The organism is Virgibacillus halodenitrificans (genome assembly GCF_001878675.1).
Lineage (GTDB): Bacteria > Bacillota > Bacilli > Bacillales > Amphibacillaceae > Virgibacillus_Q > Virgibacillus_Q halodenitrificans.
In genome coordinates this window covers 2,493,910-2,514,410 of record NZ_CP017962.1, presented here as the reverse complement: position 1 = coordinate 2,514,410, position 20,501 = coordinate 2,493,910, and the positions used below count along the sequence as shown (strand labels likewise).

Below are 20,501 nucleotides of genomic sequence, written 5' to 3'. Positions count from 1 at the left end.
TTTCATTAAACAGCATATATTAAAGGGAATTTATTTAATGAAAGGTGAGTTATATGTCAACTTTACCATCCGTAGACCTTGGCTTAATGGTAGAACATTTGTCTACACACGAGGGAATGATTAATAAATTAAAAGTCTATCATATTAACACTACAAATTCAGATTTGAAAAGTATTATTGCTCTCCAGATAAATGTAATGATGTCGCATGTTAGGGTAATGTTATCTTTAATTAATCCTGATAATAATGAGTATGTTGAAGTTCCGGATTTAGATATGTATGATGTAAGCAACCGAAGAGTAGAAGGTACAGGGGTTAATAAATACAACGATAAATGGATTGCATTAGAAGCACGTGCTGGAGCCAAATTGATGTCAAATGAAAATTATACTTCTGCTTTATTAATGAAAGATAGAAATGTTAGAAATGCGCATGTGGAAATGGCTTTGCAACAGTTAGAAATTCAAAAAAGATATTCTGATTTTATCAACCGTATGGGTTGGTCATTTGTCCCCAAAGCAGACACTGAGGAACAAATAAAAACCTATCAACATTTTCAACACTTGTTAAATAATTAAATATAGAAAAAGTCTTAATCATAACTTTAAACTAATAAAAACGGTGACGCAAGTTCACCGTTTTTATATTTAAGATGCCATTGTTCGGCAAATGTCTGCACATTTAAAACAGGACTCTGCACACTTTTGGCAGTGATGAGCATGGTTATGTTGTTCACACGTTTTTCCACATGCTTCACAAACTTCAGCACAAAGCTTACAAATCTGCTTAGCAAAAGGGCTATCCGATTGCATTGCTTTTGCTGCTAATGCGCAAATGTCTGCACATTCTCTATTATAGCGGATACAGTCAGCCATCATTTTTACATTCTCTTCTTTTAAACAAGCATCATAACACCCATTACAAGCTTCCATACATTCTAAACAAGCTTTAATACACTCTTCATAAGACACGGCCATCTGAAAATTCCCCTTTGCTTCAAGATTAAATACAAATTTTACTATTCCCTTGACATTGTATTTTATCCAACAAGGCTGCTTCAATATTAGTGTGAATTTTTATTTTCCATATTATTATCAGGTATTAATCTAATTCAGTTCGTTTACAGTCAGTGGTAACGAGGATAAAAGGGAGCCAAAAAATTTCTAAATAGTAAAATTAAGCAAAAAAGAATCGAGTGCTTTATCTTTGATAACACTCGATTCTAATGGGAATATTATAAAACTATATAATTTTTTTCTATTACCCTTTATTTTGTATTTTTTAATTTAAAAGATATCACGGGGAAATACGACTAGATTAATTGCATTGTTGTTATACAAGTATTATCACCTTCAAAAGTGGAAATCTCAGATTGAGTTGTCTTTCCATCGTATTGAATCGTCACGTTGTATGTTTTGTCACGTGGTAACCAAAAATCAATAAATCCATTCTTTAATGATGTCATGGTTTCATCCACAACTACATTACCTTCTTCATCTTCAATATAAACATCAAATTCTTTTTCCACTAATTCCCCTTGGCAGCCAGTTAAACTATGATTGGTACAAGGGTGTGTTGTCTCAACAAATGGTGCGATGGAAACAAAAAATTCATCTTCGGGAAGATCGTAGGTGGTTTCTTTATCACCGCTATCAGTGACAATAAGCTCTTCTGAAGTAATAGAAGCAGACACATCATCGGAATCCCCGACACTGTAATCTTGGACCATTTTCTTGATGTCTTGTGGTTCTTTTTCATTTGATGTACTTTCGCTTTCACTACAAGCAGCAACTATTAAAATAAGTAATAATCCAAAAACTGCCAATAATCCTTTTTTCATATATTGTTCGACTCCTCTTTCATCCAATTTGTTAAATGTTAATATATACTACCATGTAAAACGAGTGATATTCTACTTGTAACAAAATCTACAAGACAAATTATAATGCTTAAATATGCATTATTCGTGCAGATGTAATAGATAAATTATGGAAAATATATTTTAAAATCCATAAAAACCAAACCATCCAGCTAAGAAGGAAGTTAATTTCGTCAACCAATCAAAGAATAGTGCTACTCCCATGAAAATCATAATGTATCCACCAATTTTAATTAACTTTAGGCTATGTTTTTTAATCCATTTAATTTTACCAATAAACAATGCTAATAATAGAAAGGGAATCGAAAAACCTAAAACATAACTAATCATCATAATCATACCAACATCAGGATTTGTTGCAGCTAATGATAACACAATAGCTAGTATTGGACCGGTACAAGGAGTCCATCCCAAGGAGAATGCCATTCCAATGATGAAAGAACCAACATAACCACCGGGACGATTTTTGAATGTGATTTTTTTGTTTTTCATTAGAAATTTAAAATTAAAAATTCCGACAATCACTAGTCCAAAGAAAATGATTAAAATAGCACCAATTTGTCTAATCGCATCTTGGTAGGTTAATAAGAATTCCGATATATAAGAGGTGGTAAAACCAATCATAATAAAAATGCTTGAGAACCCTAGTAAAAATAGAACGGTATGTAAAAGAGCCTTTTTATTCATTTTTTTATTTTCTTCATTTATCTCACTTACGCTCATTCCGGTAATATAAGATAAAAATGCCGGATATAATGGTAATACACACGGTGAGATAAAAGAAAGGAAACCAGCACCAAAAGCTAGAAATATATTTATTTCATTCAAAGATTTTATCCCCCTTTTTAAAAAAATTGCGGTCTATTGTTTTGGTAATATTTCTTTAAAGTAACTCTCCAAACTTTCTAATGATAAGGCCCCATTTACAATTCTCTGAATTTTTCCATCCGGATTAATGAATATGGAACTTGGAATTGGTCCTATTTTGTATAAATCCCTGACTTCTCCTGTTTTATCATGGGGAATTGGAAAAGTTAGATCATATTTATCAATAAATCGATCTACAACCAATTCCGTATTATCTAAACTAACTGCAATTATTTCAATTCCTTTTTCTTTATATACGGGATAAAGTTCTTGCATGTAAGGCATTTCTTCCTCACATGGTTTACACCAAGTACCCCAAAAGTTTAGCATAATTCCTTTTCCTTTAAAATCACTTAGTCGTATAGATTCTAATTCATTATTTTTATTAATTTGTTTTAATTCAAAGTCAGGTGCTTCATCTCCGACTTGATAAATGGTTTTATCCGCTTGTATATTGGACACTAATGCAAATATAATAGCTCCAACCATTACAATTAATATAGAAGTTCTAAAAATTAATCGATTTTTCCTTTTATTTTTCTTCTTCTTTTTCGTTTCCTCCAAACTCATAAGTATGTATCACTCCTTATAGAAATATAGTATAACGGTGGTATTATAAAGACACTCTCTGTTAGATTACGTTACAAGTTTGCAGAAATTAAGCAGATTCTTTGTACTATTTATGAACAGAAATTTACCTACAGAAAAATAAAAGGCTAAGCAATACCATACATGCTTAGCCAATTTATTTCTATTAATCGATTTTTAATAATTGAGCGTTTATTGCACAAATAATGGTACTAAGTGACATAACTGCAGCTCCAACGGCAGGGGTTATGACAAACCCAACATTGTACAATACACCTGCAGCTAAAGGAATAGCAATGATGTTATACCCAGCAGCCCATCCTAAATTTTGAACCATTTTCCTGCGACTTGCCTTAGACAATTTAATGATATTTAAAATGTCTACTGGATTACTGTTAACTAGTATAACATCAGCTGTTTCAATCGCAACGTCTGTACCCGCACCAATAGCAATTCCCAAATCAGCTTCTGCTAAAGCGGGGGCATCATTAATTCCATCTCCAATCATCGCCACTTTTTTTCCGTTTTGTTTTAAATATTTCACATTATTTGATTTCTCATGGGGAAGTACTTCAGCGATGACTTTGGAAATACCCAGTTTTTCTCCTACATAATTTGCTACACGTGTGTTGTCACCAGTCATCATAACCGTCTCTATACCACGGTCATTTAATTCTTTAATAACTTTATAAGAAGATTCACGGATGATATCAGCTAGGGCTATCATTCCTTGTAAGACATTATCTTTAAGGACAAATATGACTGTTTTCCCCTGTAAAGCCAGTTGGTCATAAGTTTTTTCATCAAAAGAAATTTTATTTGCTTTCATAGCACCGGGACTAATAACAGCAATTTCTGCATCACCGATTTTAGCTACTAACCCTTTCCCAGTTAAATTCTGATAATCCTTAACATCAAAGGGTTTCAAATTACGATTATTTCCTTCTTTCACAATTCCTTTAGCAATTGGATGGTCTGATTGTGTTTCAACAGAATATGCTAATTTCAATAATTCTTCTTCACTAATACCCTCGCTTGGATGGATATCTGTAACACCAAAATTACCTTCCGTAAGTGTCCCTGTTTTGTCAAACACCACTCGGTCCACTTTAAATGCACTTTCAAATGCTACTCTATTCCGAATTAACAAGCCATTTTTAGCTGCAATGGAAGTAGATCTAGATGTTACTAGTGGTGTTGCCAAACCAAGGGCATGTGGACAAGCAATAATTAAAACGGTAACCATTCGTTCCAAAGCAAAGTCTAAATCCCCGTTAGTCCACCAAACTGCAAAGGTTATAATCCCTACTACAAGAGCAACATAGAATAACCATTTAGCAGCAATATCCGCAAAGCCTTGGGCCTTTGATTTCGATTTTTCTGCATCGCTTACCAATTTAATAACTTGGGATAGGTAGGTGTCATTTCCTGTTTTACTTACCTTAATTTTTAATACACCATCACCATTGACGGAACCACCTATCGCTTCCATTCCGGGCGCTTTTTCAACAGGGACAGATTCTCCAGTAAGCATCGACTCATCGACGGTAGATTCTCCTTCGTAAATTTCACCATCAATTGGAATCTTTTCACCCGATTTAACTAAAATTTGGTCACCCGGTTGTAAATCTTCGACTGTTACCTCAACAATATTTCCGGATTTGTCCAGTTTATGGGCCTCTTTTGGCATTAACTTGATTAGCTCTTCCAATGCCTTTGAAGCACCCATAAGGGATTTCATTTCTATCCAATGTCCTAACAACATAATTACAATAAGAGTAGCTAGTTCAAAGAAGAAATCACTGCCTTTTATAAAGAATGCTGTCAGTGTGCTATATACATAAGCGGCGATGATAGCTAAAGAAATTAACATCATCATTGCAGGAGATTTCTCCTTTAACTCATCCCATGCACCAAGTAAAAATGGTTTTCCACCATAGAAAAAGACAATTGTGGAAAGCAAGAAAAGTAAGAGGGTATCACCTGTGAAATTTACCTCATATCCAAACAGCATTTGAATCATTGGGGATAAGTATAAAATAGGAATTGATAAAACCAGGGATATCCAAAAACGTTTCTTAAAATCTTCTACCATATGTTCGTGATGTCCGCCGTGTCCACCATGATGCCCACTATGTCCATGACTGTGATCGTGATTTTTTTGTTCTCCATGTCCATGTTTGTGATAACCATGCATATCTTCATGTTCATGATTATGATGTTGATGGCTAAGATGTTTTTGTTCCTCATGTTGTTTATGATTATGATGGTCATGTTCTCTATGCTTATTGTGATTGTGTGGATTCCCTTCATTTCCTTTGTTCTTCATTATTACTCCTCCTTTGGTACGGATATTTAGATGAATTTCCTATTATTTTCTGTATTTTTCATCTCTCTATCCATACTATACCATACTATACCCCTGTATAGTATTAATAAGGCTTTGATTTTTGTAAAAGTTTTGTGTCAAAACAAAAGGTCTTTTTTTACATTTGTATTAAAGACCTTTTTTTATACCTATAATGAAGGCTTGTTTATCCATTTGTATCCAATACCCCAAACAGTTATTAAATAATCATCGATTGGAAATCCAGATTGCCGAATTTTATCTCGCATGTTCCGTACATGGGAATCAACTGTTCTTCCTTCTGTGTGAATCGTATCCCCAAATTAATTCAATTAATTGTTCTCTAGTAAACACTTGGTTTGGTTTTCTTATAAAATAACCTAGCATGGTAAATTCCTTTGGTGTTAACTTTAATGTATTATTTTTATATGATAACTCAAACTCATCTTCATTCCATAAGAGACCATTTACTTCAATCTTCTTCGCAGGTTTCATTCTACGTAATACCGCTTCTATTCTTGCTAATAGCTCATCTTCGTCAAAGGGTTTCGTTACATAATCATCTGCACCTAATTTTAACCCTTTTACAATATCCTCTTTCTGTTCACGAGCAGTTACCATGATGATAGGGATGTCCGAATCCTTTCTAATTTCTTGGCATAACTCCCAGCCGTTCATTTCAGGCATCATAATATCTATAAGTACTATGTCAAAAGTTTCTTTTTTTAAAAACGATAATGCTTCTTTAGCACTAATAGCTTTTTTACATATATAACTATGTGGTCTCAAATATAACGCTAATAAATCTAGCATTCGTTTTTCATCATCTACTAATAGAGCTTTAACCATTATATTCACCTCTTGTTAAATGAACAATAACTCTTGTACCCTTTCCAAGTTCACTTTCGATTTCAATCGTACCTCCGTGAGATTCTATAATTTCTTTTGCAATAGCTAATCCTAATCCCGTTCCACCGCTTTCTCTGGAACGCGACTTTTCTACACGGTATAACCGTTCAAATAGATAAGGTAACTCCTCTTTTGGAATTCCTTCTCCTTCATCTGAAATAGTTATAGTAATTTCTCTATCATACTGGGTTACCTCTAATGATATAGACTTTCCTTCGGGTGTATGTTTTCTGGCATTATCCAGTATATTTAATAAAACCTGTTGGATCCTATCGGGATCAATATTACCTATGATATCTACTGGGCATGAAGCAAAAAGTGTAATATTTTTTTCTTCCAGTACTGGAGAAATTCGTTCTTCAATCGTTTGGATTAGTTGTCTAAAATTAACATTTTTTCGATTAATTACAAACCTATTTTCATCCATTCTTGCAAGGTCAAATAGATTTTTAACTAGAACCGTCAAATGCTCTGTTTCTTCCCGTATAATATCCAGATATTCTTTTCTTTCTTCATCTGTTATGTCTTGCTTATTTATAATATCCGCATATCCTTTTATATAGGTTAATGGCGTTCTAAGTTCGTGAGAGATACTTGCCAAAAATTCATTTCTGTCATTTTTTAATCGTTCTAGATCACTAGATAGCCTCATGATAGAACCAGCTAATTCTCCTAGTTCATCTTTTCGTTCCTTATGTAATTCCACTTTATTTTTTCCCTTGCTTAGTTGTTCTGTGGCTTCTTTCATTTTCATTAATGGTAACGTAATAAAACGAGAAAGAATAAAGACGGTAAAAATTGTTAGAACAATGGTGATTAATCCAACTATGACAAATTGATCACTCAAATGATTAACCATATTTTTTACAATATTGGTATTAGCAAACATAAAGACATGCCCTTGATGTTCTTCATCAATAGTGATGGGGCTATCAACCGCTATATATTGTTTTTCTGACCAACGCTGTTCTACTACTTTTCCTACACTGGGTATATCCTTATAATCCGTATGAACAATTACTTCAAACATTTCCTTTTCAACAGGATCGGAATTAATGATGATGTTACCATTGGCATCGGTAATAATAACAGCAAATTCCGATTCTGACTCCATGATAGCAACATGCTCCAACGTTGATGAATCAAAGTTATTTTCCAAGACAGCACTATGTGTATTGGCACGAGCTAATAAACTATCCATCACTTCATCAATACGTTCATTTGCTATATTTGTATATAGAATAAAATAAACAAAAACCTCGATAATTAACATGAACACAAAGAATAATAGTCCAATTTTTAAGGATAATTTATTAAACATAATTGACCTCTTTTACCAGTAAGTTAAAGTATCCAAAATACCTATAATAAGAATGATAACTCCTGCAAGTTTCTGCACTAGTGACCCTATTTTTCTGCTTCTCTTTAATATAATGCCACTTGCCCCAAAATACCAAATAAGAAAAATAATTAATAAAAGTGGAAGTGAGGTTCCAATTCCAAATACAGAAGGTAATACAAATCCATATGATGTTTCTAATACAACTGGCATTAAGGTTAGTATAAATAATACAAACATAGTAGGGCAAAATGCTAACGTAAAACTCGCACCCATTAAAAAGCTTCCTAGATAACTATCTTTAAATTTAGTGGGTATTTTAAACGTTTTTCCTGTTTTTCTCCAGCTAAATAACCCTATCATAAATAAACCAACCAGTATAAGTAAAGGCCCAATTGCTTTTCTTAGAATCGGAAACATTTGTGTTAGAGTACTGTGTATTTCCTTCCCAAGTAACCAGACTACTAAACCGATTATTGAAAAAACAACTACCTTACCTAAAACAAATAGAAATACGTGTAACCAAGGGACTTTTTCGACTAATGATCTGTTACCGTAAATAGTCATTGCACTGATATTGCCTGTTAGCTGACAAGGAGCAACGGCGCCAATTAATCCAAGAAAAAATGCAAATAACAGTGGAATGTGTTCATATCCATATGCAATTTGCTGAAGTGGTCCATTTAGCATAATGCCTATTTCATTAAAAAGTTCGAACATATCAACTCACTCACTTTGAATTTAATAGTTTTATCCATTAACTAACATATAAAAAATATGTCCATTTTTTGTGCAGATTTCAGCAAAAATTAATCTAGGGTAATAACAACAATGAGGATAAAGGATCTCTTAATATTGTTTAGGATAAAATTTTGTCCACTTTTTATTACTTTACATACATTAGGGGGGTATAGTATTATATAGTGAAAGGATGATGTTTGCATCAAAATTCTGTTTAATTTGTATATAGATATATTTTATCCATTGTTACCAGAAACATTGAAAATAGGGGAGATAAGAATATGGAGAATAAAATAAAAATCGCTGTGAATGGGGGAATAGGGTTCGGTTCCAAACTCAATTCCAAACAACTTATGACAATTTCAAAATACATGAGTGAGGAAGATGAACTGGAGTTAACTACCTTTCAACAACTCTATATAGAGATTCCAGAGGATAATAAAGACGAAGTAATTAAAGAATTCGAAAGTGTCGGTTTAAAATGTTATCCAGTTGGAAATTACGTAAAGAGCTTGAGAACCTGTAATTTTTGCAAAGGGGAAGAAAGGGAAGGGATGCCAGTGGCAAAAGAAATAAATCGCCGTATAGCAGGAAAACCTGTACCATTTACCCTAAAAGTTGCTTATACAGGTTGTATCATTGGTTGTGGTGAACCAATGTTAAGTGACATAGGTGTAATGAAGTATAAAGATCATTATAATTTATATGTTGGTGGTAAAGCGAAAGGAAAAGATGCTGAGGTAGGTTCTTTACTGAAAGAAAATTTAACACCAGAAGAATTATACGATACAGTGGAAAAAATAATTGCTGTATATGCTGAAATGGGGAAAAAACGGGAGACATTCCATAAATTTTTAAAACGGATAGGTAAAGAACAATTAAAAAGCTAATAATAGACCTTGGATAACAATTTACCATTAGTGGCTATGTAAGAAAATAACTAACATCAAAAAGTGTAAAATATTAAAAGATGTTTTCAAAAGTTAAGTTTCCCCATTGACAAATATACTGTACGGGGGTATAGTAATTGTATAAAAGAAAAGGAAGTGATTCATTTGGAAGAGAGATTCTTACATGATCACCCAAGTAAACCAAGAACGAAAGATGAAATACAGAAAACGATTAATCGTTTGAAACGAATTGAGGGTCAAGTTCGTGGGATACAGAAAATGGTTGAAGATGATCGATATTGTGTAGATATTTTAGTACAAATTAGTGCCATTCAATCAGCACTAAAAAATGTAGGATTTTCTATCACAGAAAGACACATTAACCATTGTGTTAGTGATGCTATTAAACAAGGTGAAGGAAAGGAAACTATTGAGGAATTAATGACTGTCATGAAGCAATTTTCCAAGTAAGGAGGGAATTATTATGAGTGAAACAAATCATACAACACTTGGTGTAACAGGGATGACCTGTGCAGCTTGTTCTAATCGTGTTGAAAAGGTTTTGAATAAAATGGATGGGGTTAAGGCTCAGGTTAATTTAACAACTGAAAAGGCAACGATAGATTATGACCCGGAGAAAACATCTGTTGATGATATAACGAAAAAAATAGAGAATGTTGGGTATGGTGTTCTAACGGAGAAAGCGGACCTAGATGTCTTTGGGATGACTTGTGCGGCTTGCTCTACCCGTATTGAAAAAGTATTGAACAAACAAGATGGAGTAAAACTTGCAACTGTTAACCTAACGACAGAAAGTGCATCGATTGAATATAATCCGGGGTTAATTGATGTAAAATCATTGATTGATAAAATCAAAAATACTGGCTATGATGCTAAACCCAAGGCAGAGGCTAAAGAGAAGCAATCTTATAAAGAAAAACAACTAAAAGATATGAAGACCAAATTAATCGTTTCAGCTATCCTTACTTCACCTTTATTAGTTACGATGCTTGTACATTTATTAGGCATGGGTATACCAGATATCTTCATGAATCCTTGGTTCCAGTTTGCTTTAGCAACACCAGTTCAATTTATTATCGGCTGGCAGTTTTATGTTGGGGCTTATAAGAACTTAAAAAATGGTGGAGCAAACATGGATGTACTTGTTGCTTTAGGTACAAGTGCTGCTTATTTTTATAGTTTATATGAAGCATTCATGACAATTGGAAATCCAGAATATATGCCGCATTTATATTTTGAAACAAGTGCTGTAATAATCACATTAATTTTATTCGGTAAATATTTAGAAGCTAGAGCCAAAAGTCAAACAACAAATGCTTTATCTAAACTACTCAATTTGCAAGCAAAAGAAGCTCGTATAATTCGAGATGGTAAAGAAATAATGATTCCTGCCAGCGATGTAGTTGTTGGTGATCATTTAATTGTAAAACCGGGGGAGAAAATACCTGTAGATGGTATTGTTATCAAGGGAAGAACTTCTGTTGATGAATCTATGCTTACAGGTGAATCAATTCCGATTGAAAAAGATTTAGGAGAACAATTAATTGGTTCTACTATTAATAAAAATGGTTCCATTGAAATGGAAGCAACAAAAGTAGGAAAAGATACAGCATTAGCATCTATTGTTAAGGTTGTTGAAGAAGCTCAAGGATCAAAGGCTCCAATACAACGATTAGCTGACGTTATTTCAGGTTATTTCGTTCCGATAGTCGTCGGTATTGCTATCTTAACCTTTATTATATGGATTACTTTAGTACAACCCGGACAAATGGAATCTGCTTTAGTTGCGTCGATTGCTGTACTTGTTATCGCTTGTCCATGTGCTTTAGGACTCGCAACCCCAACGTCCATTATGGTTGGAACAGGAAAGGCTGCAGAAAGTGGGATTTTATTCAAAGGTGGAGAACACCTAGAGGGTACACATAAATTAGAAGCAATTGTACTTGATAAGACAGGTACAATTACAAAAGGGAAACCGGAAGTAACTGACTTTTCAGGTGATGAGGAAGCATTACAATTATTAGCTAGTGCGGAAAAAGGGTCCGAACATCCACTTGCAGAAGCAATTGTTGCATACGCTACAGAGAATAATATCGACTTTTTGGATGTAGAACATTTCGAGGCAGTACCGGGTCATGGTATTGAAGCAACAATTTCTGGAAAAAACATTCTTGTTGGTAATAGAAAGCTAATGAAAGATCATCAAGTGGATATAGCAGGTTATGAAGAAAAATTGGTGCAATATGAAATAGATGGTAAAACAGCAATGTTAATTGCCATTGATGGTGAGTACCGGGGAACAGTTGCTGTTGCAGATACTATAAAAGAAACGGCTCCAGAAGCTATTAAGCAATTGCAAGATTTAGGAATAGAAGTGTTTATGCTAACAGGTGATAATGAACGAACAGCCAAAGCAATAGCAAAACAAGTTGGAATTGATCAGGTAATCGCTGAAGTATTACCTGAAGAAAAAGCAGCTAAAGTAAAAGAAATCCAAGAACAAGGTAAGAAAGTTGCAATGGTTGGAGATGGTGTGAATGATGCACCTGCACTTGTTATAGCGGATATTGGTATTGCCATTGGAACTGGTACAGAAGTGGCTATTGAAGCTGCTGACGTAACGATTCTTGGCGGTGAGCTATTGCTTATACCGAAGGCAATTAAAATCAGTCATGCAACCATTCGAAATATCCGTCAAAATCTTTTCTGGGCTTTCGGCTACAATACGGCTGGAATACCAGTTGCGGCTATTGGATTACTTGCGCCTTGGATTGCTGGTGCAGCAATGGCATTAAGTTCTGTAAGTGTAGTTACTAACTCACTCCGTCTAAAACGAGTGAAGTTATAAAAACATCCTTTAGAGGAGGTGAAAACAGTATGGAAAAGAAATCAATAGATGTACAAGGTATGACTTGTGGTCATTGCAAAATGTCAGTTGAAGGTGCATTGAAAAAATTAGATGGTGTATCCTCTGCTGAAGTTAATTTAGAAGCTGGCAAAGTAGATGTTACTTTTGATGAATCGAAAGTAAATGTTGATGCCATGAAAGAAGCTATTGAAGAACAAGGCTACGATGTGGGAGCTTAATAAACATAGTAAAAAGCTGATTTTCTATTTGGAAATCAGCTTTTTTTATGCAACATAAATAAAATGATATAGTACTTAACACACGATAATTGCTTTTCAGTGTAAAATTAAGTTATATAGATAACTAAATTTTCAAAGTGTAGGTTGTATTCTAAATGAAAATATCGATATTAAGGTAAAATGTAGTATTTAAAGAGCATTTTGATAATGATTGTTACCAACATTAAGGTAAAATGTGAATGGTTCATCTTAGATTCAAAATGATTCTTAGTATCTAAAAATCTGCATATATTCTGCAAGTCTCTTGGTTAAAATAAAGCAATAGCAATTCAATTAGGAGGGAATGTTTAAATGATAAGTAAAAAATTTGTAATTGGGATATTAACTTTATTTACAGTGCTTTTCTTAGCTGCATGTACAGGTGCGAATGAAGAAGAAAACACAGAAACTGAATCAAGCACTGAAGAAAATATGGACACGGAATCCAATAATGATGAAATGGATATGGAGGAATCTGATACCAACGAAGATATGGAAGGCATGGAGCATTCTGGTATGAACCATTCTAGCTCTGGCGAAGTTCCCGAAGGCCTACAAGAAGAGGAAAACCCAACTTATGAGGTGGGCAGCCAAGCAATAATTGAATCCGACCATATGCTGGGGATGAATGGTGCTGAGGCAACGGTTATTGGCGCATATGATACAACGGTATATACTGTTTCCTACACGCCAACGACTGGTGGAGAACCAGTAGAAAATCATAAATGGGTTATTCATGAAGAAGTTAAAGAAGCAGGAGATGAACCTTTTGAACCGGGAACTGAAGTTACTCTTAATGCAGATCACATGAAGGGCATGGACGGTGCAACTGCAGTAATCGATTCAGCGGAAGAAACAACCGTATATATGGTTGATTTTGTTGCTACCGATTCTGGAGAAGAGGTGAAAAACCACAAATGGGTAACGGAAAGTGAATTGTCACCAGTAGAGTAATTATTAAATTAGGGACCTATCCACAAACTGGGTAGGTTCTTTTTGTAGTAGTTGAACTATAAGAGGGATTTATTATTATTGACATATTTTAGAAATGATTCAGTTGTATTAGGTTTCGTGATCTATACTTTTATGCTAAATTATTGTTTTATCGTTCGTTACATTCTTTTGTGTACCCCCATTAATACGGCAACGTCATCTTTCGAAATTCACCAACCGATTACCTATATTAGAACAGCAATAAATACTTGCTAGTGGATCAGTTTAAGTTCTTCAAATATATACGAAATCATTCATATTCTACTAATTCATCATAAAATTTTTCAGGTGGATTACTAGGAAAAATTCTTTTGGCATACTCCAGTCCACCGTCAATCGCCACCGTTTTGCATGAACATTGTTGAAAATCATATATCTGTTTTGATTCAATAATATCTCCGCAACATTTACAACGAATTCTATTTCTTTTTAACCTTTTATTCATGCTACTGTCTCCTTCTATATAAACCCACAGAATTCTATATGATTATAATCTATGTAGTTATAAAATGACAATGATTTCATTGCGCTATGCTTTAGAACAGCAAAGAAGTCATTAAGAGTATGTAATTAATTATTTTTATCAAAAAAAGGCTGTCCTAAGAGTCATTACGTTCTGTCTGGACAGCCAAAAAAATTTAATATAATTTAGAGAGGTAAATTATCATCGAATTCTTCCTCAAGTGGAAGATGTAGTTCGATATCATCTTTATTTTCTTTATGAATTTCATTCCCATTGATTTTAAACATCCAACTAAATTCATTTATATTTCTTTCCTCATTTCTTAAATCATCTAATAGTAGTACCAATATATTTTTGACCTTTCTTACGTTTCGGTCATTACTATTCTTGTTTAATAGTTTAAATATACCATTGAAATACTTGATTACCTTATTAATTATTTCTCTAAATTCCTCTATGCTATTTGCAAAATATATTAGGAATGGTAAGTCAAATATAAGGTCATTCTCAATTAATTCATTTTCTTTGTTACTTCTTATATTTGCCAATCTTAACCAATGTTTTTTAAATAGAATGATTCTATTAAAAATATGCTCATAATTTTGCACTGATTTAATAAAGTTAATTTCTACTATATCTCTTTTATAATTAACTAATCCATCGTGAATTATATTTAAACAATCCTTATATTTAATATTAAAATGTGGAATCGAGAATAGGACTTCATCTTCAGTCTGATTATGGTCTTGGTATATTATCAACTCAAATTGTTGGAGTACATAACCTTGATAAAAATATTTGAAAATCCATCGGTGAAAATTAATAAGGTCCTCTGTCCATGCAATATAACTATTTGATTCATTTTCGAAGTATTCGTAGTTAAACGGTTCGTCAATTGGACAATCGTACCAAGTTACATCTACACAATTAAAATTATTTTTTTCCTCTTCCATAGTAAAAACAGCTCTAAATGATAGCATTTATTAAACCTCCTAAGATAATTTTAAGTATTATACTCTATTAAAAAAGCTATTCGAATAGCTAACTATAATTTTTTTATTTTAATTTAAAAATAAGGTCTAAATGTACTCTAAATCGTATATTTAAACCTTATTTTCATGTGTGAATAAATACAAAAATACCTTACTTTAATCCAAATAAGGCCCAAAACAGACCGTTTATGCCCGTAAAACGACCTGATATGGAAAAGGTGAATAGTTAAATGTTCTATATGGCAATAATAACTATTAATCTATTAAATTTATGGGGTGTAATAGAATGATAGAAATAAATTTAGATTCTAGAAGTGATTTATACAGTATTGAACCAATTGGTTTGCAAACTGAGTTAGTTGAAAGCCTGAGCAGTTATTTAATTAGGGTAGCATATGAACACAACCTCTCTGTTGGTCATTTATTCAATAAGATGATTTTTCCTGAAATGAATAAGAGTTATTTAGAACGGGCTTCAGCTTATGGAGGGAACCGCTTTTATGAAAAGGCAAAAACTGTAAATGGATACATGGAAATTGCTGTTGAACTTGCATGGACAGTTGAGAAGTTAACATCCAGAGATGACCTAATTAATTTAACCTTGTACAACCTAAAAGAATTCATTCCATTGAGAAATTTACTGAAGGATACACTCACTTGGTGTCCTGACTGTATTAGAACTTGGGAGAAGGATGGAGAGGTTATATATTATCCGCTGATATGGCATTTAAAACCTGTAGAGATTTGCAAAAAACATAGTCGTTTTTTAGTTGATAGATGTCCTATATGTAAAAAGAAAGTTGATATCATACGCAGGCAAATGGTTCCCGGCTATTGTCCAAATTGTTCCTCTATATTAGCCCAAGAAAGTGAAAGCAAAAGGATCAATCTAGAAAAATTCAGGTGGGAACTTTATGTTTATGAAAATGTGAAGGATATTTTATCAATAAATCATAACAAGATAGATGTTCAAAGTTTTAAGCATACATTTATAAACAAATTGAAAGTAATAAATGAAGAACGTTTTTCAAATAATGTTGCGGGTTTTTCAAGTCACCTAAGTATCCCAAAAAGCACTCTCCGATATTGGCTATATGGTCAAAACTTTCCTTCTTTAGATAACATACTAAAAATATGTTTTAAATTAAATAAAGAAATTTTAGATTTCCTCTTAGAATCTCAAAAACTAGATGTTAATATATTTCAAATTAATGACAAGCGGGTCATTAATAATAAAACAAAACAAACTCGAAAACCACTTAATTATGATGTAATTGAGAAAAAACTGATTGAACATTTAAGTACAGATACTCCAATATCGATGAATTCAGTTGCAAAAGTAATTGGTCGGGATAAGAGGGTATTGTACAGAAATTTTCCGGATCTTTGTAAACAAATATCGAGGAGATATTACGACTATATAAAAGAAAAGTCAGAGCTAAGAATTAAAAGGTTAAAAGAACAAATTAATCTAGCCTTTAATGAGTTGGAAAATGAAGGATTATATCCTAGTCGTAGAAAAATTGAAGACAAGATTAATAAAAATGGGGTTTTAAAAGAAAAGGTTTTACAAGATTATTGGAAATTTTTATTAGTACAAAGTGGTTATGAGTATAAGAATAGGAGGACATATTTAAATGATGAGTTCAAGTGAGTTTGATGAATGGGCAGCAAGAATGGACTTAACGGAAGAGGCAAAGAAGGAAATTCAACGGATAAGACAGTCCCCTCCAGCAAGACGGGTTGGGGGAGGTAGAAATAACGTTAGTGGAAGGTATAGTAGTAAAAAGATGGGGGTTACCATTCAATTTGAGAGCCATAAGGTTGAATTACCAACTATCTATATGATGGAATTTAATGATGATGTTTTGGAGTATTATGATCAACCACCCAAAATAAAATTGAATTATTTTCAAAGTAAGAAAGATAAAAATAGAAAAATGGCTTATTGGTATACAGCAGATTTTTTTGTAATCGAAAAGGAAAGAGCCTATTGGGTAGAGTGCAAGACAGAAGAACATCTTATTAAAAAGTCTCAGGAAAAACCAGATAGATATTTTAGAAATAATGGAAGATGGGAATTCGCACTCGGAAAAAATTATGCAATACAGTTTGGTTTGGATTTTCTTGTACGTTCGTCATCTGAGATTAATTGGATACTTCAACGTAACCTTGAATTTCTGGAAGATTATATTACCAATGGGCATAAACCCGAAGATCAAATTATTGCAAAGATTAAGGAGGCAATAATATCTGCGCCCGGTATAACCATACTAGAGCTTATTCAAAATGCAGAGGAACGGTTTACCTCTGATGATATATATGACTTAATAGCAAATAACATCATCTATATTGATTTGTACAACGATTTAATAACCGAACCAGAGAGTGTAAAGGTATATCTAAATAAACAACAGCATAAGGGTTTTTCGATAATTGAAAAATCAAGTAGAAAAAGAATTTCACCTAAGATGATTGAAATAAAAAACGGGAATAGTATTTTATGGGGAGATAGTGCTTGGACTATCTTAAATTACGACAGTGGCAATAAAAAAGTGTTTCTATATTCAAAAAGTACAAATGAACATGCTGAATTACCAATCCACTTGTTTGAATCATATATATCAGAAGGTTATATAAAGGCTGTGGAAAGTAATAACAATAAAGAAAGTATTAAATTAAACAAGATGATTGCCGAAGCTAGTGAAAAGGACTTAGAAGAGGCAAATAAGAAATATGAAATTGTTACAAAGTATCTAAACGGAGAAAATGTTCATTTAAATGTTACTAGAAGAAGTCTCAGAAATTGGGTAAAAAAATACAATGATGCAGAAGAATTATATGGAAATGGTTTTGTCGGACTTCTTCCCAGAACAAAAAAAAAAGGAAATAAAAATTCGAAATTGCCACCGGAAACAGAAAAAATAATGAGTGGTGTAATTGATCAAAGTTATAAAAACATTAAGTCTAAAACAGCGAAACAAGTTTATCGTGAATTGTTAGTTAAATGTGAAGAACTTAATATTGATCCACCATCATACCAAACATTGTGTACTGCGATTAATAATCTTTCTAAATATGAAGTAGCAGAATCTAGAAAGGGAAGAAGAGCAGCATATAAGTTTGAGGAATTTTATACTGAATTAGAATTTACTACTCCGAAGCATGGGGAGCGTATTTTCGAACTGGCGCATATTGATCATACTGAGCTAGATATTGAACTAAAACTTACTAGTCATAAGACCATGAGACCGTGGCTTACCGTGATGATTGATGCCTTTTCTAGAAGGGTCCTTGCCTTTTATCTAACATTTGAACCACCTTCATACCGGAGTTGCATGATGATTATTAGAGAATGTGTAAAGAATTATAACCGACTACCTAACTTCCTTGTTCTGGATGGGGGAAAAGAATTTCATAGTGTATATTTTGAGTCTTTACTGGCCTTTTACGGTGTTCACAAGAAACAGAGACCTGCTGCAAAATCAAGATATGGAAATGATGTGGAAAGATTATTCGGCATAGCTAATAAATTGTTTATTCATAACCTTGCTGGAAACACACAATTAACAAAAAATGTAAGACAAGTTACTAAATCAGTAAATCCGAAAAACCATGCAATTTGGACACTAGAAACTTTAAATGAAGCCCTTGAGAACTGGTTTAATATAGTTTATGACAATAAAATAAATCCATCGCTTCATCAAAGTCCAAAAGAATCATATGAAGAATCAATTAATGTTTCTGGAAGTCGTCCGAATACCTATATTTCTTATGATGATACTTTTATTTTAATGACATTACCATCTCCAAAAGGAAAAACTAGAAAAGTACATCCGGGTAAAGGTATTAAATTATCATATTCATATTATTGGTGTGACCAATTCAGAAATCCAAAAATTGAAAATTCCCAAGTTGAAGTAAAATATGATCCTTTCAATATTGGAATTGCATATGCATATGTAGGAGATCAATGGGTAGAATGCCAATCTGAAGGTTACAAATATTTATATGGTAAAAGTGAAAAACAAATGAAAATTATTACAGAAGAAATCAGGCAAAAGAATAAATTATATTCACAAAACAATACAGTGACAGCAAAAATGATTGCACAATATATTATAGACTCTGAATTAAAAGAAGAAGAATTAATAAATGAAAATTTAGCTTCAACTAAACCTGAATTAAAGGTCTTTGAAAGCAACGATAGATCAAATGATGAAAATGTGGAAGATAGTAATTCTAATGAAACAGATGATATTTATGATGACGACGATCTTGAGATATTTGGGGAGTTGATATAGGTGACAAAGGAAAAAAGATTATTTGAAAAATACCCTTCATCAGAATCTAAGAATGAACGAGAAGATATTTTAAATGAAATTACAAATGAGCAAAAGTATGGACTTGGAAAGGAAGGAAGAAGAACCTTATATAAATATGAGGGATTTTATAAAGAACTAGAATTTACTACTTCGAAATATGCTGAAGGTATTTTCGAAACAGTATATATTGACCATGCCAAATTAGATATAGAAGTAGAAATTGATGGTAAGCATTCTAAGCGACTTTGGTTAACACTAATGATTGATGATTATTCAAGAAGGGTTCTTGCCTTTTATCTAACCTTTGAAGAACCCTCTTACAATAGTTGTATGATGGTTATAAGGAAGTGCGTAAAAAAATATAACCGGCTTCCAAAAAATTTGGTAGTAGATAGTGGAATGGAATTTAATAGTGTTGATTTTGAAACTTTGCTTGCAACTTATGGAATCCATACGAAACAAAGACCACTTCTAAAAGCAGGATTTAATAATGTGGTAGAAAGATTATTTGGTTTAACAAATAAATTATTTATCCAAATCCTTATGGGAAACACGAGAAATGTACAGCAGGTTAATAATTCTGTGGACTCCAAAAACTACGTTGTATGGACACTTGAGACCTTAAATAAACGACTTGAAAACTGGATTTATAATGTATATGACAATTATATAAACCTATCACTTCAACAAAGTCCCAAAGAAATATTCCTTAATTCTTTTGAAGTATCCGGACGTCCGAATATCTATATTCCTTATGACGAAAATTTTATTTTGATGACACTACCTTCCCCAAAAGGTAAAACCAGAAAAGTTCAACCAAGACGGGGAATTAAATTAAACTATTTATATTATTGGTGCGAACAATTTAACGATCCAATGATTGAGTATACTAAGGTTGAGGTTAAATTTGATCCATTAAATACTGGAATATTATATGCGTATGTTAATAATCAATGGATTCGATGCCAACTTAGTGTTATAAGTATTTAAATGGTAAGACAGAGAATGGATAAAATTATAA

The 20,501-nt window shown here is 32.8% G+C and carries 18 protein-coding genes and 1 pseudogene; 9 read left to right on the top strand and 10 right to left on the bottom strand.

Translation table 11 applies throughout. The annotated features are described in order from the left end of the window. Nucleotides 1-53 precede the first annotated feature (53 nt). A complete protein-coding gene (locus tag BME96_RS13105; RefSeq protein WP_071649277.1) occupies nucleotides 54-578 on the top strand; it encodes a spore coat protein in 525 nt (174 codons plus the stop codon). Nucleotides 579-647: 69 nt separating this feature from the next. Here BME96_RS13105 and BME96_RS13100 read toward each other — a convergent pair whose 3' ends face one another. From BME96_RS13100 to BME96_RS13065, 8 genes and pseudogenes are all read right to left on the bottom strand, one after another. Beyond that, nucleotides 648-977 carry a four-helix bundle copper-binding protein gene (locus BME96_RS13100; protein WP_060681780.1) on the bottom strand — a complete coding sequence of 110 codons (330 nt, stop codon included), beginning with the start codon at nucleotides 975-977 and terminating at the stop codon, nucleotides 648-650. 335 nt (nucleotides 978-1,312) lie between these two features. Next, complete coding sequence (locus BME96_RS13095) at nucleotides 1,313-1,840, bottom strand: CueP family metal-binding protein (RefSeq protein ID WP_060681781.1); 528 nt, start codon at nucleotides 1,838-1,840, stop codon at nucleotides 1,313-1,315. 162 nt (nucleotides 1,841-2,002) lie between these two features. After that, nucleotides 2,003-2,707: a cytochrome c biogenesis CcdA family protein gene (locus BME96_RS13090; protein ID WP_060681782.1), complete on the bottom strand. Its 705-nt coding sequence runs from the start codon at nucleotides 2,705-2,707 to the stop codon at nucleotides 2,003-2,005. 33 nt (nucleotides 2,708-2,740) lie between these two features. Beyond that, a complete protein-coding gene (gene resA, locus BME96_RS13085) occupies nucleotides 2,741-3,316 on the bottom strand; it encodes a thiol-disulfide oxidoreductase ResA (protein WP_060681783.1) in 576 nt (191 codons plus the stop codon). 184 nt (nucleotides 3,317-3,500) lie between these two features. Next, nucleotides 3,501-5,663: a copper-translocating P-type ATPase gene (locus BME96_RS13080; RefSeq protein ID WP_060681784.1), complete on the bottom strand. Its 2,163-nt coding sequence runs from the start codon at nucleotides 5,661-5,663 to the stop codon at nucleotides 3,501-3,503. 188 nt (nucleotides 5,664-5,851) lie between these two features. Continuing rightward, nucleotides 5,852-6,530, bottom strand: a pseudogene (locus BME96_RS13075) (response regulator transcription factor). Further along, complete coding sequence (locus tag BME96_RS13070; RefSeq protein ID WP_060681786.1) at nucleotides 6,523-7,911, bottom strand: sensor histidine kinase; 1,389 nt, start codon at nucleotides 7,909-7,911, stop codon at nucleotides 6,523-6,525. Before BME96_RS13070 ends, BME96_RS13075 begins: the two are co-directional and overlap by 8 nt. Before the next feature lie 12 nt (nucleotides 7,912-7,923). Next, nucleotides 7,924-8,649, bottom strand: coding sequence for a cytochrome c biogenesis CcdA family protein (locus BME96_RS13065; RefSeq protein ID WP_060681787.1), 726 nt, complete (start codon nucleotides 8,647-8,649; stop codon nucleotides 7,924-7,926). A gap of 302 nt (nucleotides 8,650-8,951) precedes the next feature. On the opposite strand from BME96_RS13065, the gene BME96_RS13060 reads away from it, so the two are divergent. The 5 genes from BME96_RS13060 to BME96_RS13040 all read left to right on the top strand — a co-directional run bounded on the left by BME96_RS13060 (nucleotide 8,952) and on the right by BME96_RS13040 (nucleotide 13,661). Further along, complete coding sequence (locus tag BME96_RS13060; RefSeq protein ID WP_060681788.1) at nucleotides 8,952-9,560, top strand: NAD(P)/FAD-dependent oxidoreductase; 609 nt, start codon at nucleotides 8,952-8,954, stop codon at nucleotides 9,558-9,560. A 165-nt stretch (nucleotides 9,561-9,725) separates the two neighbouring features. Continuing rightward, nucleotides 9,726-10,031 carry a metal-sensing transcriptional repressor gene (locus tag BME96_RS13055; protein WP_060681789.1) on the top strand — a complete coding sequence of 102 codons (306 nt, stop codon included), beginning with the start codon at nucleotides 9,726-9,728 and terminating at the stop codon, nucleotides 10,029-10,031. 13 nt (nucleotides 10,032-10,044) lie between these two features. Further along, nucleotides 10,045-12,429, top strand: coding sequence for a heavy metal translocating P-type ATPase (locus BME96_RS13050; RefSeq protein WP_060681790.1), 2,385 nt, complete (start codon nucleotides 10,045-10,047; stop codon nucleotides 12,427-12,429). 29 nt (nucleotides 12,430-12,458) lie between these two features. Next, nucleotides 12,459-12,668: a copper chaperone CopZ gene (gene copZ, locus BME96_RS13045; protein WP_060681791.1), complete on the top strand. Its 210-nt coding sequence runs from the start codon at nucleotides 12,459-12,461 to the stop codon at nucleotides 12,666-12,668. A gap of 351 nt (nucleotides 12,669-13,019) precedes the next feature. After that, nucleotides 13,020-13,661: a YdhK family protein gene (locus BME96_RS13040; protein ID WP_060681792.1), complete on the top strand. Its 642-nt coding sequence runs from the start codon at nucleotides 13,020-13,022 to the stop codon at nucleotides 13,659-13,661. A gap of 289 nt (nucleotides 13,662-13,950) precedes the next feature. On the opposite strand, the gene BME96_RS13035 is transcribed toward BME96_RS13040, so the two are convergent. Beyond that, nucleotides 13,951-14,145 (bottom strand): DUF7695 domain-containing protein, encoded by a 195-nt coding sequence (locus BME96_RS13035; protein WP_060681793.1) that lies wholly within the window; start codon nucleotides 14,143-14,145, stop codon nucleotides 13,951-13,953. Between the two features lie 203 nt (nucleotides 14,146-14,348). Then, nucleotides 14,349-15,143: a hypothetical protein gene (locus tag BME96_RS13030; protein WP_071649276.1), complete on the bottom strand. Its 795-nt coding sequence runs from the start codon at nucleotides 15,141-15,143 to the stop codon at nucleotides 14,349-14,351. A 298-nt stretch (nucleotides 15,144-15,441) separates the two neighbouring features. Here BME96_RS13030 and BME96_RS13025 point away from each other — a divergent pair, with 298 nt between their 5' ends. From BME96_RS13025 to BME96_RS13015, 3 genes are read left to right on the top strand one after another with little or no spacing between them, the layout of a single operon-like run. Continuing rightward, nucleotides 15,442-16,809, top strand: a complete 1,368-nt coding sequence (locus BME96_RS13025) for a TniQ family protein (protein ID WP_071649275.1) — start codon at nucleotides 15,442-15,444, stop codon at nucleotides 16,807-16,809. Beyond that, nucleotides 16,793-19,459, top strand: a complete 2,667-nt coding sequence (locus tag BME96_RS13020; RefSeq protein ID WP_060679778.1) for a TnsA endonuclease N-terminal domain-containing protein — start codon at nucleotides 16,793-16,795, stop codon at nucleotides 19,457-19,459. Before BME96_RS13025 ends, BME96_RS13020 begins: the two co-directional genes overlap by 17 nt. Continuing rightward, nucleotides 19,460-20,470: a DDE-type integrase/transposase/recombinase gene (locus BME96_RS13015; protein ID WP_060679780.1), complete on the top strand. Its 1,011-nt coding sequence runs from the start codon at nucleotides 19,460-19,462 to the stop codon at nucleotides 20,468-20,470. Nucleotides 20,471-20,501 lie beyond the last annotated feature (31 nt).

What these genes read in the sequence shown, in the direction of transcription:
- resA (WP_060681783.1), bottom strand. Translation starts at nt 3,316, where the DNA reads ATGAGTTTGGAGGAAACGAAAAAGAAGAAGAAAAATAAAAGGAAAAAT.
- BME96_RS13065 (WP_060681787.1), bottom strand. Translation starts at nt 8,649, where the DNA reads ATGTTCGAACTTTTTAATGAAATAGGCATTATGCTAAATGGACCACTT.
- BME96_RS13095 (WP_060681781.1), bottom strand. Translation starts at nt 1,840, where the DNA reads ATGAAAAAAGGATTATTGGCAGTTTTTGGATTATTACTTATTTTAATA.
- BME96_RS13035 (WP_060681793.1), bottom strand. Translation starts at nt 14,145, where the DNA reads ATGAATAAAAGGTTAAAAAGAAATAGAATTCGTTGTAAATGTTGCGGA.
- BME96_RS13100 (WP_060681780.1), bottom strand. Translation starts at nt 977, where the DNA reads ATGGCCGTGTCTTATGAAGAGTGTATTAAAGCTTGTTTAGAATGTATG.
- BME96_RS13020 (WP_060679778.1), top strand. Translation starts at nt 16,793, where the DNA reads ATGATGAGTTCAAGTGAGTTTGATGAATGGGCAGCAAGAATGGACTTA.
- BME96_RS13080 (WP_060681784.1), bottom strand. Translation starts at nt 5,663, where the DNA reads ATGAAGAACAAAGGAAATGAAGGGAATCCACACAATCACAATAAGCAT.
- BME96_RS13030 (WP_071649276.1), bottom strand. Translation starts at nt 15,143, where the DNA reads ATGCTATCATTTAGAGCTGTTTTTACTATGGAAGAGGAAAAAAATAAT.
- BME96_RS13025 (WP_071649275.1), top strand. Translation starts at nt 15,442, where the DNA reads ATGATAGAAATAAATTTAGATTCTAGAAGTGATTTATACAGTATTGAA.
- BME96_RS13060 (WP_060681788.1), top strand. Translation starts at nt 8,952, where the DNA reads ATGGAGAATAAAATAAAAATCGCTGTGAATGGGGGAATAGGGTTCGGT.
- copZ (WP_060681791.1), top strand. Translation starts at nt 12,459, where the DNA reads ATGGAAAAGAAATCAATAGATGTACAAGGTATGACTTGTGGTCATTGC.
- BME96_RS13105 (WP_071649277.1), top strand. Translation starts at nt 54, where the DNA reads ATGTCAACTTTACCATCCGTAGACCTTGGCTTAATGGTAGAACATTTG.
- BME96_RS13040 (WP_060681792.1), top strand. Translation starts at nt 13,020, where the DNA reads ATGATAAGTAAAAAATTTGTAATTGGGATATTAACTTTATTTACAGTG.
- BME96_RS13070 (WP_060681786.1), bottom strand. Translation starts at nt 7,911, where the DNA reads ATGTTTAATAAATTATCCTTAAAAATTGGACTATTATTCTTTGTGTTC.
- BME96_RS13050 (WP_060681790.1), top strand. Translation starts at nt 10,045, where the DNA reads ATGAGTGAAACAAATCATACAACACTTGGTGTAACAGGGATGACCTGT.